Below are 14,528 nucleotides of genomic sequence, written 5' to 3'. Positions count from 1 at the left end.
GAAAATCAAAAATTGTTTTTGATGTTCGATGCTGTGAGTGCCCACACAGATTGCTTGATTCAAATTGTTAAAGAGCGTCACGCTTATCGCGTTGAGGAGGCGCATCTTACGTTCCTCACTTCGAAAGTCAAGCGGTTGTTTTCGCTTTTCTTTCGGCGCCTGCTTCGCAAGGAAGCTGGCTCATCAGGTTGGCGTGTTCCGCCGTGCTGGTAGGGGCGCATTATAGGGAGCCACGCCAGGATGACAAGGGCTTTTTCACCTTCATCGCTCGTTCGCTCAGTTCTGCAGCAAGACGTTCCTTTTTTGCCCACCACCCCACCCAAATCGGCATTCCCTGGATTTAAATTGAACATTTGAAAAGCCACTTTATAATTGGCTTTTCAAATGTTCAATTAAGGTCGCTGTCATGCACCAGATCCTCGATAGCCACAAGGAAGAGCAGATAGTCCCCCTGTTCCGCCTGGGGTTTCGCCCCTTCTTCCTGCTCGGAGCCCTGTTTTCCTGCCTGGCCATGCTGGGTTGGCTGGGACAGCTCAATGGCTGGTTCACTCTGCCCGGTATTGGCAATCCCATCTGGTGGCACGCTCATGAGATGTTGTTCGGCTTTGGCGCCGCCATAGTTGCGGGGTTTCTGCTGACCGCCGTCCAGAACTGGACGGCTCATCCCGGCGTTCGCAGCTGGCCATTGGCGCTGATCGTGGGGTTGTGGGTGCTGCCAAGGAGCCTGCTACCCTGGCTTGGAGAAGACAATCTCATTCTGATGGCTCTGGACCTGGCCTGGTTGCCCCTCTGTGCCTGGTTCCTCGCCAAGCCCGTCATCATGACGCGCCAATGGCGCAACCTCTTCTTTGTCCCCCTGCTCCTCATATTGACTCTGCTCAATGGCGCCAGCTGGTTATGGCGAGATGACTGGAGCACAGTGGAGCATCTGCTCATCACGGCGGTATTGCTGTTCACCACCCTGATCGCAGTGATGGGTGGACGTGTGATTCCCTTCTTTACCGCCAGGGGCACGGGTCAGGAGAAGGCGCCGCCCAGCCCTTGGCTGGAGCGCGGGGCACTGGCCTCTCTCTGGCTGATCCTGCTGCTCTGGCTGCTGCCTGGCTCATGGATCAACTCTCTATATATGGTGCCTCTATATATAGTGGCGGCCGGCTTGCATCTGGGCAGGCAACTGCGCTGGCGACCCGGCACCACCCTGGCACAGCCCCTGCTATGGTCGCTGCACCTGGCTTACCTGTTTATTCCCCTTGGCCTGCTCGCCCTCGCGGCCCAGGCTGCGGGGCTGCCTCTCAGCTTGTCCCTCGCCAGTCACCTGCTCAGTGCTGGCTGCATGGGGACCATGATCCTCGGGATGATTGCCAGGGTGTCACTCGGTCACAGCGGCAGAGCCCTGCACGTCGGGCGCAGGATCACCCTGGCATTCGCGCTGGTGATCCTCTCTGCCTTCATGCGGGTCTTGCTCCCTCTGTATTGGCCTACCTTGACACTGACGGGATGGAACCTGAGCGGCTGGAGCTGGATAGCGGCCTATGGTCTGTTTGTCTGGGTCTATACCCCCATCCTGACCCGCCCCAGAGCCGATGGTCGTCCGGGTTAACCATCAGGGGCGAGTGGCAGGATAGTGGATCAGGTTGTGGAAAACGGCCGGGGCTATTCCCAGATTGCGGTAACCGTGGGGACGGTCGGCGGAGAAGCGTACGGCTTCCCCCTGATCCAGCGAGCGCCACTGTCCATCGACCAGCACCTCCATCACACCGCTAATGACGATCACATGCTCGGTCACCCCGGGCTCATGGGGTTCAGATTCCCGCTGATAGCCGGGTAGCAGGGTCAACTCGAACAGCTCGAAACCGAACCGGTCTTCATAGGGAAACAGGGGCGCCACCTGCATGCCTTCGCCCGCCGGTTGCTGGCGAATGTCATCGGCGATGCGATAAAGTGTCTCCCCCGTCACTGCCGGGGTCGGCTCGATAAAGCTGGAGAAGGAGACCCGAAACCCGGTGGCGATCTTCCACAGGGTCGCCACCGTCGGGCTGGATTCCCCCCGCTCTATCTGCCCCAGCATGGCCTTGCTCACCCCCGTCTCGCGGGCAGCCACATCCAGACTCCACCCCAGTTCGGCGCGCAGCCCTTTCAATCGCTGAGCCAGGTGCCGATTCATCTCCTGCATACGTCCTCTCCCGAATGCTGCATCTTCGCCTTGTGCGCTATAGCGCACGCCGCTATAGTCAAAGCCACATTGTACGCAATAACGCACAAGCTATCAGCATACACAAGGATGTCGCCATGCCCTTTGCTCTCCCTCATCTGGTCGCAGGCCTAATCGCCGTCCTGGTTGGCTATACCAGTTCGGTCGTACTGATCATTCAGGCGGCTACCGCAGCCGGCGCCGATGCAGCTCAGGTATCCTCCTGGCTATGGACGCTGGGTATCGGCATGGGCGTGAGCTGCATCGGCCTCTCCCTCTATTACCGCACCCCCGTGCTGACTGCCTGGTCAACACCGGGGGCCGCCCTGCTCATCACCAGCCTGGGCAATTTCAGCCTGGCGGAGGCCATAGGCGCCTTCATCATCTCCTCCTTGCTGATCACCCTGTGCGGCATCAGCGGCTGGTTCGACAGGCTGATGCGCCACATTCCAGCTCCCCTGGCCGCCGCCATGCTGGCCGGGGTGCTGCTCAGATTCGGGCTGGACCTGTTCAAGGTGGCCCCCCAGGATCCCCTGCTACTTGGCGCCTTGCTGCTGGCTTTCCTGCTCGGTCGCCACCTCTGGCCCCGCTATACCATGGTGCTGGTCCTGGCCACCGGCATGCTGCTCTGCATACTGAGGGGCGAGCTGCAGCTGGCTGAAGTTCACTGGCAGCTCTCCAGCCCGGTGTGGATCTCGCCGACCTTCTCCATCAACGCCGTGCTGGGGATAGCGCTGCCGCTGTTCCTCGTCACCATGACGTCGCAAAACATGCCCGGCATCGCGATCCTCCGTGCCCATGGCTATCAACCTGCCACCTCTTCCCTGATCGGCTGGACCGGTCTTACCGGTCTGCTGCTGGCCCCGTTCGGTGGTTACGCCTTCAACCTGGCCGCCATCACGGCCGCCATCTGCATGGGCAAGGAGGTGGATCCCGATGCCAACCGTCGCTGGTCCGCCGCCGTGTGGGCGGGTTGCTTCTACCTGCTGACCGGTTGCTTCGGGGCGACTGTGGTCGCCTTGTTCAGCGCCTTCCCCACCGCCCTGGTGACCTGCGTGGCCGGACTGGCACTGCTCGGTACCATAGGCAGCAGCCTGCACGGCGCGCTGCAGCAGGATGAAGAGCGGGAAGCCGCGCTGCTCACCTTCCTCATCACGGCCTCGGGGATCAGCCTGCTCGGGGTTGGTTCCGCCTGCTGGGGATTGCTGGTCGGTGTGGCGCTGCATCAAGTCAACCGGCTCCGCGCCTGACCTGACCATCTGGGGAGACCCCAGTGAGACGCAACACATAATTCGGCAAGGATGCTTCACAGCCGAACCCAACTCCCGTCTAGTGAAGAAGAGGCGCAGATTCTTCCCGATGCGCGCCTCTGTCAGACTCAATACTGGAGAAGAAGAATGAGGAATCAGGCTGTCATTTTATTGCTGACCCTGCTGGGCGCCACCAGTGCCCATGCCGCCGACACGGACAGGGAGCTGGCACGCCAGCTCGCACTGCAGCAGAAGAATCTGCTGCCCCTGCTCGCCAATCAGGAGTACCAGAGTCCGCTGCCCAACCTGCTGCAAAAGGCGAGCCCACGCCTCAAACGGCAGGCCACAGATGCCAACCAGGCCGCCATCAACCGGCAAGGGCTGGAGGGGGAAGTCAAACAGCTGATGCAGTTGCGACTGGCCAACCCCGAGCAGGCCAATGCGCTCAAACAGGGAACAGAGCCACTGATTGCCTACGTGCCGAGCGGCGATGAGAAGAGCTGGAGCGCCATCGAGGCCTTCGATGGCGCCGGCAATCCGGTCTACCTCGATGTGAACCAGCCACCGGCGCAACCTGTGCTGGTAGTAGAGGCCGACCCCGTCAAGGCCAAGAATGCCGGTCTGAAGGTGATGCGCAAGGCGCTGGCTGCCGCCGACATCCAGGCGGCCCCCCGCGCCGCCGACAACACGGCTCCCCTCAAGACCAGCATTCTCAAGAAGATCAGGCTCAGCGATGATCAGGAGCCCTGGCTGCTCGGCGCCGCCGAGGTCTACGCCGTCGTGGCCGGGGTCAATCCCGGCCGGGACGAACCCGTGGTGGACATAGTCGACATGCCCTACCTCGACCATGACAACACAGACTACAGCCCGAACCAGATCCTGGTGTACTGGGATCGCTATCGCTGGGGAGCCGTCGACCTCGTCATGATGGAGCAGGATGACAACGTCAACTACAAGGAGCTGAGCGCCCTGCTGATCGAAGCGCTCAAGCTCGGCTTCACCGCGGGTGGCGTACCCGAGGCTCTACCCTTCCTCGATCTCGGCGGTCGCATCGTCAAGGCACTGCCCGACTCCTGGATGACCAACAACGACGACTACCTGGATACCTTCTACACCCTGGAGCAGGGCCAGAGCTACCACCAGTATCCCGGTGCCGCCGGCAATGCGGTCATCACGCTGGAGCCCAAGGAGATCCAGCCGACCAGACCCTGATCATCACCCACGGCAAAAAGCCAATGAGGCAACTCATTGGCTTTTCTCGTTTCTGGCGTATGGGGATCAGGCCTGGCCTTTGGGCCTCACACCCAGGGTATGGCAGATGGCGTAGGTCAGCTCGGAGCGGTTCAGGGTGTAGAAGTGGAAATCCTTCACCCCTTCCTGACTCAGCACCCGCACCTGGTCGATGGCGATGCTGGCCCCCACCATGTTGCGGGTCATCTGATCGTTATCCAGCCCCTCGAACCGCTGGTGCATCCAGCGCGGGATCTTCACGTTGGTAAAGCCGGCAAACTTGTTGAGGGTCTGGAAATTGGAGACCGGCAGTATCCCAGGCACGATTTCGGCATCGATGCCGATGGCGGCGCAGCGATCACGGAAGCGCAGGTAGGTCTCCACATCGAAGAAGAACTGGGTAATGGCGCGGTTGGCACCGGCATCTATCTTGCGCTTGAGGTTGAGCAGGTCGGACTGCGCGCTCCTGGCTTCGGGGTGGCCTTCCGGATAGGCGGCCACCGAGATGTCGAAGTCGGCCTCGGACTTGAGCAGGGCGACCAGATCGGTGGCATACATGTCCGGCTTGTCGAGTCCGGGAGGCAGGTCACCGCGCAGTGCCACTATGTGGCGAATGCCGCTGTTCCAGTAGTCACGGGCAATGGTTCTCAGCTCGTCGCGGCTGGCATCGATACAGGTCAGGTGCGGGGCGGCGATGAGGCCGGTGCGCTCCTTGATGTCCTTGATCACCTTGTGGGTGCGATCCCGGGTGCCCGAGTTGGCGCCATAGGTCACGGAGACAAACTTGGGTTCCAGCACCTGCAGTCGTTCGATGGATTGCCAGAGGGTGTTCTCCATCCCTTCACTGTTGGGTGGAAAAAACTCGAAGCTGACCGAAATGTTGTTACCCAAGTCAGCCAGACTCTGGTTGAGTGCCTCGACCTGACGCGCGCTGTGAAATCCCATCTGCTCTCTCCCTGTCCTACAACCGATTCCTGTACGTCAAAACGGATGTTTGGACGTCTAAACGTCTTTCTATCTTTATGAGAAAACGGATCAAAGTCAACACCGATTTGCCGGCGAAGGCGGGATAAACGATTTTTTTTATTTTGCAATTCGACCCAAGTAACGACGGGCCCCATCCCAAAATGGCCTCAGGCACGCTATGATGCGGGCGGATCGTCCTGGACGTTCTGAATCTGCGTGTGATTGTTTGGCCGGGTTTCCCGGCCTTTTTTTAACTTCTCCCCCTCCCTGCCGATAATCAATTCAAGCATTTGCAGGAGCCTTGTCATGGAAGATCACCCCGGTTTTGCCACCGATTTGCTGTTCGATCGCTATCAGGGCGAGGTGACGGACCATGAAGGGTTCTGGGCCGTGCGCACCCCGACCGCCCCGGATTACTACTTCGGCAACTATCTGCTGCTCCCCACGCCCCCCAGCGACCGCGACAAGGGTTGGCTCGAAGCCAGCTTCGACAAGCTGATCGGCCAGGATCCCAGGATCCGCCATCGCACCTTCCAGTGGCCGCTGGCCGAGGGACAGAACAGCCGGGTTGCCGGCTTCGTGGCGGCGGGATACCAGTACATGGAGTGCGTGGTGCTGGCGCTGGAGGCGGCCGACTGCAAGGCCCCGAGCGACCAGGACCTCGCCCCTGCCCGCCCCTTCACCCCCGCCGACTGGGATGACTGGCTGACCCTGGAGCTCGATGACAGGGAACCGGGTCATGAGCAGGAGAGTTACCTCGCCTACCTGCAGTCACGGCGCGATCTCTATCAGGCCATGATCGCCGATGGCCTGGGACAGTGGTGGGGGATCTGGCATCAGGATCGTCTGGTCGCCAGTTGCGGCCTCTTCTTCACCGGCGCCATGGGGCGCTTTCAGCTGGTGCGCACCCATCAGGATTGGCGCAACCGGGGCCTCTGCCGTCAGTTGCTGAGCCAGGTCGCCCGCCAGGGGTTCGAGCGGGCCAGGCAACTCATCATAGTGGCGGACGAGCACTACCACGCCCAGCGGGTCTACCGCGCCCTGGGCTTCGTCCCGGTGGCGCGCATCGGCAGCCTGTGCCGCTGGGCTCAGCAGCCATAGGCAGCTGGCGCAAATGAAAACGGGAGGCTGATGCCTCCCGTTTTTTCATGGTGCCGCCCTTCAGGGCTGCGGCGCTTCCAGCTCGCTGGCCAGTGCCTGCTCGACGTCGGTCGCGGCCGCCGCCGAGGGAGCCACAGCCGCAGACACGGGGGATGCGTTCAGCTTGGTCGAGATGGCCGCTGATGGCGCAGGGACGGCAGCCTCAACCGTGGCGGGAGCGGCAGAGACGGCGGCGGGAGCCACGCATTGGCAGTCCGGGGTCTTGGCCTGCCGGCCCTGATGAGGGGCATACCAGCCCTTCAATCCCTGCTCAAGCCGATCGGCGGCGGCTTGCGGCGCCATGGTGCCGAGCAACACCCCCTGGCTCACCTCGGCCAGCTCATCCCCCAGCTTGGGGGTGCCGCGAGAGAGGATCTGGGTGGCGACCCGGATGGTGGAGTCACACTGATCCCGCCACTCCATCATCTCCTTGGCCGCCGGGTTGGTGGCCTCGAAGAAGTGGTTGGAGAGGGAGAAGAATCCCGGCAGCGAGTTGGTATAGAGCTCGGCAAACTGGGAGGTGGTCAGCCACTGCAGGAAGGTCATGGCGGCCTCCTTGTTCTTGCTGGCCGGGTTCATCCCCATGCCGATGTCGGTGTGATCGGTGAAGAAGCAACCGTCACCCTGTTTTGCCACAGGGGGGCGCATGACACCGAAGTCCACCTTGCCGGTGAAGGGGGCTATCTCCCAGGAGCCGGCCGCATAGAAGGCGGCCTTGCCGGAGGTGAACAGCTCGTTGGTGGCGGCGTAGTCACGACCCTCCCCCCCCTCGCCGAGATAGGCGCGCCAGCGGGCCAGCTCCTCGAACACCTTGACGTACTGCGGGTTGTCGAGCCGCTCCTGGCCCGCGATCAGCGCCAGTCGGCCATCCTCCCCCTTCCAATAGTTTGGGCCTATGTTCTGGAAGCCCAACTCGGAGGCGACCCAGCTCTCGGAGCCGCTCATGGCCAGCGGCACATAGCGGCCATCCGCCTTCACCTTGTCGAGCACGGCGAAGAACTGGTCCCGGGTCTGGGGCACCGCCAGCCCCAGCTCGCTAAAGATCTGCTTGTTGTAGAAGAAGCCGTGAATGACGGAGGCCATGGGCACGCAGAAAGTCTGGGCGCCGCTATCGGTCTGCCAAGGGGACTGGGCGAAGCTCGGGAAGTTCTCCATCCCGGCCATCTCGCTCAGCTCCGCCAGATGGCCCGCCTTGAACAGGGCCAGGGAGTCGTCGAACGGGCGGCAGGTGATGAGATCCCCGGCCTTGCCCGCTTTCAGGCTGGCCCAGAGGGTCGGCATGTATTCGACGTTCTGCACCCCGTTGAAGCTCACCTGGATACCCGGGTGAGCGGCCTCGAAGGCGGGAATGATCTTCTCCTCCCACAAGGCCTTGTCATCTATCCGCCAGCTTTCGATCACCAGCTCGCTGGCCATCAGCTGGCCACACAACAGGAGACTCAGGGCCCCGATCCACTTGTTAGCCATAAGTCCTCCTACACCTTGAAATGAGCGATCAATTGCTGCTGCTTGGCGACCAGTTCCGCCAGCACTTCACTGCTGCCTGCCGATTCACGGGCCTCCCGTTCGGTCTCGTAGGCCACGTCCGCAATGCCGGCGATATGACGGGCCACCCCCTGACTGACCGAGATCTGCTCCTGGGCCGCATGGGCGACCTGATCCGCCATCGACTTGATGGCACTCATCCTCTCGGCGATGGATTGCAGCGCCTCGTCCATGGCCCGGGTCTGCGACACGCAACCCTGGGTCTGCTCCTGGCTGCGTCCCATCACCTCCATCACCTGCTTGCTGGAGCTCTGCAGGTTCTCGATCATGGCCTGGATCTCCTCGGTCGAGGTCTGGGTCCGGTTCGCCAGTGCCCTCACCTCGTCCGCCACCACGGCAAAGCCGCGACCGGCATCACCGGCCCGGGCCGCCTCGATGGCCGCATTCAGTGCCAGCAGGTTGGTCTGCTCGGCAATGCTGCGGATCACATCCAGAATGCTGCCGATGTTGTTGCTGAATTCACCCAGCTTGTGGGTGATGCCGACCGCCTCCTCCATGGCGCCCGCCAGCTGTTCGGTGATCTGGCGCGTGGTCGCCACCTGCTTGCGACCGGCGCGAGCCTCCTCGTCGGCCAGATCCACCTCGCGCTTGGTGCCGTCGGTGGAGCGGGCCACCTCGGTGGCGCTCACTTCCAGCTCGGTGATGGCGGCGGCGACCTGATCGGTCTGGCTCTTCTGATCCTGCACCCTGGACATGGCGCGCTCGCTGATCTCGGCGGCGCGACTCGCCTCCTCCACCAGATGGCGGGAACCGGCGTTGATCTGGGAGAGCAGCTCCCCCGTCTTGTCCGCCAGGGTGTTGATGGAGCGGGTCAGGCTGCCAAATTCACAACTGCTCTGGTAGTCGATGCGCCGGGTCATGTCCCCGGTGGCCATGCGATCCAGCGCCCGATCGATCAACTGCAACGGGCGCTGTATGCTGCGGGCCGTGGTGTAACCGATGATGAGCGCGGCGGCGGCGGAGATGGCGGAGACGATCAGGATCCAGAAGCTGGCACTGCTGACGGCGTCATCGGCCCCGATCCGGCTCTGGCTGGCGATGCTGCCCGCCGACTTGCCCATCTCGTCCAGCAGCGCCAGGCTGTTGACTAGGCTGGTATCGAGCTGCTGATTCAAGGTTTGCAGCGAGGCCGCAAGCTGCTGGGCATGGCGCATGGTGGCCAGCAGCCCCTGCGGGCCGAGCGCCAGCTCCTGCATCCTGTCCAGATTGACGACGAAGCGCTGCCTCACGTCATCGGGCACCAGCACCCGCTCGAGCCGCTTGCGCGCCATCTCGATGTCCTTGGCGAGCACCTTCTCCAGTTCGTTGAGGTCTGTCTTGGCGTCGGCCCGACGGATGTTCTTCAGATCCCGGGCGATGCCGGAGGTGATGAGTTCGGCCTTGTTGCGCATGGAGCGCTTGCTGGCGGTCTGCTGCAACAGCAGATCGGCAGCCCACTGATAGGTATCTTCCAGCCGGATAAAGGCCAGCTCAAGCTCATGACGCCGATCGAGGGCGGCTATCCACTGACCATGCTGGCTCAGCACCTGATCCGCCAGAGCGTAGAACTCCCGGGTGGCCCCATCTACCTGACGAAAGCGCTCGCCCGCCTCGGCCACGTCGTTGAAGCGGGCCATCTCCTGACTCTGGGCCAGGAAGCGCGCCTGCTGCGCCTTGAACTGGCTGGCCAGCTGCGGCAACTGGGTGGCATCTTCGCTGGTCCTGTAGGTCAGCACCCAGCGGTTGCTGTCCTGCAAGGCACCCTTGAGCCCGGCAACGGCGATCACCAGGGGAGTGGCACGATCCGATACCTGGGATAGTCCCTCATTGATTCCCCGGATCTTCAGGATACTGATGAAGCCCAGCAGCACCAGCAGCAGCAACATCAGCACAAATCCGGCGATGATCCGCTGCACGATAGATAAACCCATGGAGACATCCTCACTCGTTGGGAAATAAAGGGGTGAACGCAGAGGCTATCGGCAAGTTGAGGCAATGGAAGAGCAATAAGTGACGCCATGAGGGGCCGGATCACAGTTATTGCGCCGCGCCGGACAGAAAAGGGCCCGAACAGAGCCGGGCCAAAGAGACATGCTTGGTTGTCATGGCCTTGTGGCGGCCAACCTTGTCATCAGAAGCGGTAGCCGACGCCGAACATGAAGGCAACCGGATCGATGGAGGTATTGATGGTGCCCACCGCGGTGTGCACGTCGGTGTCGATGTCGATGAGCCAGGCGGAGGCGTTGACGAACCAGCGGTCGTTGATCGCCATGTCCAGGCCCACCTGACCCGCCAGCCCCCAGGAGGAGTCAACGCTCACATCCGTGCCCGCCAGGGCACCACGGCCCTCTTCATCGAAGAAGGTGGTGTAGTTGATGCCGGCACCGACATAGGGACGCACCTTGCTGTTGGCATCCCCGAAGTAGTACTGGGCCATCAGGGTCGGCGGCAGGTGCTTGACCTTGGCGACCTCACCCAGCCCCGGGGTCGACACCGAGTGGGAGAAAGGCGTCGCCGCCAGCAGCTCGACGCCCCAGTTGTCCGTCAGCATGTAGGAGAGGGTCAGCCCCAGCTGCATGTTGCTGTCGATATCCAGCTCGCCGGTGCCGAGCACGTCGTCACTGCTGGTCTGGGGAGAGACGAAGGCCAGGCCGCCACGCACCAGGATGTCACCGGCCTGGTGGGCCATGGCGGCGGGGGAAGCAAAAGCGGCTGCGATCAGGAGAGGAAGCACTTTTTTCATCACATAATTCCTTTTTGTTTTCTTTCTATGTTGTAAGCCCGAAAACTATAAAAGGATGTGAATGGACGGTTATTGATTTAGCTCAATAGTTATCAAGAAATAGATGGATGTACACAGCAGCTTCAGACAGCCAAAAACCTGACAAATAACACCATAAAACCATTTAAATACAGTAAGTTGAAATATAAATATACAATGACGCCCCATTTAAAATAGAAAATAAATACACCTTAAGGTTACCCATATTCCCGTTTCACTGTTGTTTAATGATGCCGGCCAGCGTATTTTATTAAAGCAATGTAGCCATGCTGTAATTTAATCTTTATGAAACCACAAACACGCAAAGACAAAATCATCGGCATCCTGGCAGCCATCTGGGGCATAGGCTCCTTCCTGTTTATCCTGCTCGGTTTTCTGTTCGCCCTCGCCTTCCTGATGCTGGCCCACTGACCCCCCGGCGTCACGGCTCACACCCTGGGTGCGGGGCTTGCCCTGCCCGCTTCAATACCGCATTCAATCATGCTCCGGGCTCAGATCCTGCGCCCGCCGTCGAGGCGAAGCCCGGGCTCTCTCCATCCCCCAGCGATCGCCCACAAAAAAGGGGCCAAGGCCCCTTGTCTGTCTGATGTGCCCCTACTTGTTCAGCAAGGGGGCCAGGAAGCGCGCCGTGTGCGACTCCTTGCAACGGCTCATCTCCTCCGGCGTGCCGGTCACCAGGATGCGGCCACCACCGGCGCCCCCTTCCGGCCCCAGATCGACGATCCAGTCGGCGGTCTTGATGACGTCCAGGTTGTGCTCGATGATGACTATGGTGTTGCCTCTATCCCGCAGCTGGTGCAGCACCTTGAGCAGTTGCTGGATGTCGTGGAAGTGCAGCCCCGTGGTCGGCTCGTCCAGGATGTAGAGGGTCTGGCCGGTGTCCCGCTTGGAGAGCTCCCGCGCCAGCTTGACCCGCTGCGCCTCGCCCCCCGACAGGGTGGTGGCGGACTGACCGAGGCGGATGTAGGAGAGGCCCACGTCCATCAGGGTCTGCAGCTTGCGCGCCACCGCAGGGACGGGGTCGAAGAATTCGCGGGCATCTTCCACCGTCATCTCCAGGATCTCGTGGATGTTCTTGCCCTTGTACTTCACCTCCAGGGTCTCGCGGTTGTAGCGCTTGCCCTTGCAGACGTCGCACGGCACGTAGACGTCCGGCAGGAAGTGCATCTCCACCTTGATGACCCCATCCCCCTGGCACGCCTCGCAGCGGCCCCCCTTGACGTTGAAGGAGAAGCGGCCCGGCTGGTAGCCCCGGGAGCGCGCCTCCTGGGTGCCGGAGAGCAGCTCGCGGATCGGGGTGAACAGGCCGGTATAGGTCGCCGGGTTGGAGCGCGGGGTCCGGCCGATGGGGCTCTGGTCGATGTCCACCACCTTGTCCAGATGCTCCAGCCCTTCCACCTCGCGATAGGGGGCCGGGGTGGACTCGGTCGCCTTGTTCAGCTCCCGGTGGGCGATGCGGAACAGGGTGTCGTTGATCAGGGTCGACTTGCCTGAGCCGGAGACGCCGGTGACGCAGGTCATCACGCCGATGGGCAGATCCAGGTTGACGTTACGCAGGTTGTTGCCGCTCGCCCCCTTGAGTTTCAACCACTTGCCGGTGAGCGGCGTGCGTTCATCAGGAATGGCGATCTGCTTGCGGCCGGAGAGGTAGTCACCGGTGAGCGATTCGGGATTGGCGATGATCTCCTCCGGCGTCCCTTGCGCGACGATGGCACCGCCATGCACGCCGGCCCCCGGGCCTATGTCGAGCACATGGTCGGCGAGGCGGATGGCGTCCTCGTCGTGCTCCACCACGATGACCGTGTTGCCGAGATCGCGCAGATGGGTGAGGGTCTTGAGCAGCCGCTCGTTGTCCCGCTGGTGCAGGCCGATGGAGGGCTCATCCAGCACATACATGACCCCCACCAGACCGGCGCCGATCTGGCTCGCCAGCCGGATCCGCTGCGCCTCGCCGCCGGAGAGGGTCTCGGCACTGCGAGACAGGCTCAGATAGTTGAGGCCGACGTTCACCAGGAAGCCGAGCCGCTCGACGATCTCTTTCAAAATCTTCTCGGCGATCTGGGCGCGCTGGCCGGTGAGGTTCAGCCCCTCAAAGAAGGCGAGCGCATCGCCGATGGATTGCTCGGCGATGGCCGGCAGGTTGCGGTTGTCGACGAACACGTGGCGCGCCTCTTCCCGCAGCCGGCTGCCACCGCAGCTGGTGCAGGACTTGTTGGCAATGTACTTGGAGAGCTCTTCCCGCACCGAGTTGGACTCGGTTTCCCGGTAGCGGCGCTCCATGTTGTGCAATATTCCTTCGAACGGGTGCTTGCGCACCACCACGTCGCCGCGATCGTTCATGTAGCGGAACTCGATCTCGGTGCGACCGGAACCGCGCAGGATCACCTCCTGGGTCTTGACCGGCAGATCTTCCCAGGGCGCCTCCAGATCGAACTTGTAGTGCTCGGAGAGGGATTTGAGCATCTGGAAGTAATAGAAGCTGCGCTTGTCCCAACCCCGGATGGCGCCACCGGCCAGGCTCTGGCCCGGATCCTGGATCAGCTTGGCGGGATCGAAGTACTGCTGCACCCCGAGGCCGTCGCAGGTGGGGCAGGCACCGGCCGGGTTGTTGAAGGAGAAGATGCGCGGCTCCAGTTCCGACATGGAGTAGCCGCACTCGGGGCAGGCGAAGTTGGCGGAGAAGATCAGTGGGGCAACCCCCTCCTCTCCGTCCATGGGGGCCACCAGGACGATGCCGCCGGAGAGGGTCAGAGCCGTCTCGAAGGATTCGGCGAGGCGCAGGGCCAGGTCATCGCGCACCTTGAAGCGGTCCACCACCACCTCGATGGTGTGCTTCTTGTGCAGCTCCAGCGAGGGGGGATCGGAAAGGTCGCACACCTCCCCATCGATGCGGGCACGGATGTAGCCCTGGGCCGCCAGGTTCTCCAGCAGCTTGGTGTGCTCCCCCTTGCGATTGCGCACCACGGGGGCCAGCAGCATCAGCTTGGTGCCTTCGGGCTGGGCCAGCACCTGATCCACCATCTGGCTGATGGTCTGGGCGGCGAGCGGGATGGCGTGGGTCGGGCAGCGGGGTTCACCGACCCGGGCAAACAGCAGGCGCAGGTAGTCGTAGATTTCGGTGATGGTGCCGACGGTCGAGCGCGGGTTATGGGAGGTGGACTTCTGCTCGATGGAGATGGCAGGCGACAGCCCCTCGATGTGGTCCACGTCCGGCTTCTCCATCAGGGAGAGGAACTGGCGGGCATAGGCGGAGAGGGACTCCACATAGCGGCGCTGGCCTTCGGCATAGAGGGTATCGAACGCCAGGGAGGACTTGCCCGAACCGGACAGGCCGGTGACCACGATCAGCTTGTCGCGGGGCAGAGTCAGGTTGATGTTCTTGAGGTTGTGGGTGCGGGCACCCCGGATCACGATTTTTTCCATCTTGTTGCGCGCTCGATACGGG

At 62.0% G+C, this 14,528-nt stretch carries 12 protein-coding genes; 6 read left to right on the top strand and 6 right to left on the bottom strand.

Annotation, left to right across the window (positions count from 1 at the left end; translation table 11 throughout):
- On the top strand, positions 1-213 hold a 213-nt coding region (locus tag AC1IN8_RS19685), incomplete at its 5' end, for a hypothetical protein (RefSeq protein ID WP_479760270.1).
- Between the two features lie 193 nt (positions 214-406).
- On the top strand, positions 407-1,600 hold the full coding sequence (locus AC1IN8_RS19680) for an NnrS family protein (RefSeq protein ID WP_479760268.1): 1,194 nt from the start codon (positions 407-409) through the stop codon (positions 1,598-1,600).
- Positions 1,601-1,603: 3 nt separating this feature from the next.
- Here AC1IN8_RS19680 and AC1IN8_RS19675 read toward each other — a convergent pair whose 3' ends face one another.
- A complete protein-coding gene (locus tag AC1IN8_RS19675; protein WP_479760266.1) occupies positions 1,604-2,173 on the bottom strand; it encodes a helix-turn-helix domain-containing protein in 570 nt (189 codons plus the stop codon).
- 116 nt (positions 2,174-2,289) lie between these two features.
- Between AC1IN8_RS19675 and AC1IN8_RS19670 the strand changes: the two genes are divergently transcribed.
- Both AC1IN8_RS19670 and AC1IN8_RS19665 read left to right on the top strand, forming a co-directional pair.
- Entirely contained in the window at positions 2,290-3,441 is a 1,152-nt protein-coding gene (locus AC1IN8_RS19670) for a benzoate/H(+) symporter BenE family transporter (RefSeq protein ID WP_479760264.1), read from the top strand.
- Between the two features lie 147 nt (positions 3,442-3,588).
- Positions 3,589-4,653, top strand: coding sequence for a DUF3103 family protein (locus AC1IN8_RS19665; protein WP_479760262.1), 1,065 nt, complete (start codon positions 3,589-3,591; stop codon positions 4,651-4,653).
- Between the two features lie 66 nt (positions 4,654-4,719).
- On the opposite strand, the gene metF is transcribed toward AC1IN8_RS19665, so the two are convergent.
- Positions 4,720-5,616 (bottom strand): methylenetetrahydrofolate reductase, encoded by an 897-nt coding sequence (metF, locus tag AC1IN8_RS19660; protein ID WP_025328549.1) that lies wholly within the window; start codon positions 5,614-5,616, stop codon positions 4,720-4,722.
- Positions 5,617-5,943: 327 nt separating this feature from the next.
- Here metF and AC1IN8_RS19655 point away from each other — a divergent pair, with 327 nt between their 5' ends.
- Positions 5,944-6,738 (top strand): GNAT family N-acetyltransferase, encoded by a 795-nt coding sequence (locus AC1IN8_RS19655; RefSeq protein WP_479760260.1) that lies wholly within the window; start codon positions 5,944-5,946, stop codon positions 6,736-6,738.
- Between the two features lie 60 nt (positions 6,739-6,798).
- Here AC1IN8_RS19655 and AC1IN8_RS19650 read toward each other — a convergent pair whose 3' ends face one another.
- From AC1IN8_RS19650 to AC1IN8_RS19640, 3 genes are all read right to left on the bottom strand, one after another.
- Positions 6,799-8,244 (bottom strand): ABC transporter substrate-binding protein, encoded by a 1,446-nt coding sequence (locus AC1IN8_RS19650; protein ID WP_479760258.1) that lies wholly within the window; start codon positions 8,242-8,244, stop codon positions 6,799-6,801.
- Between the two features lie 8 nt (positions 8,245-8,252).
- The gene (locus AC1IN8_RS19645; RefSeq protein WP_205643014.1) at positions 8,253-10,232 is read right to left on the bottom strand and encodes a methyl-accepting chemotaxis protein; all 1,980 of its coding nucleotides are present in this window, start codon (positions 10,230-10,232) and stop codon (positions 8,253-8,255) included.
- A 200-nt stretch (positions 10,233-10,432) separates the two neighbouring features.
- Complete coding sequence (locus tag AC1IN8_RS19640; protein WP_025328553.1) at positions 10,433-11,044, bottom strand: OmpW family outer membrane protein; 612 nt, start codon at positions 11,042-11,044, stop codon at positions 10,433-10,435.
- A 324-nt stretch (positions 11,045-11,368) separates the two neighbouring features.
- Here AC1IN8_RS19640 and AC1IN8_RS19635 point away from each other — a divergent pair, with 324 nt between their 5' ends.
- Complete coding sequence (locus AC1IN8_RS19635; protein ID WP_005328766.1) at positions 11,369-11,494, top strand: hypothetical protein; 126 nt, start codon at positions 11,369-11,371, stop codon at positions 11,492-11,494.
- 183 nt (positions 11,495-11,677) lie between these two features.
- Here the strand turns inward: AC1IN8_RS19635 and uvrA are convergent, their stop codons facing one another.
- The gene (uvrA, locus tag AC1IN8_RS19630; protein WP_479760256.1) at positions 11,678-14,506 is read right to left on the bottom strand and encodes an excinuclease ABC subunit UvrA; all 2,829 of its coding nucleotides are present in this window, start codon (positions 14,504-14,506) and stop codon (positions 11,678-11,680) included.
- Positions 14,507-14,528: the final 22 nt, after the last annotated feature.

This window comes from Aeromonas sp. 130281 (assembly GCF_056642115.1).
The sequence above is the reverse complement of the archived record's forward strand: the minus strand, read 5'-3'. Positions and strand labels throughout refer to the sequence as shown.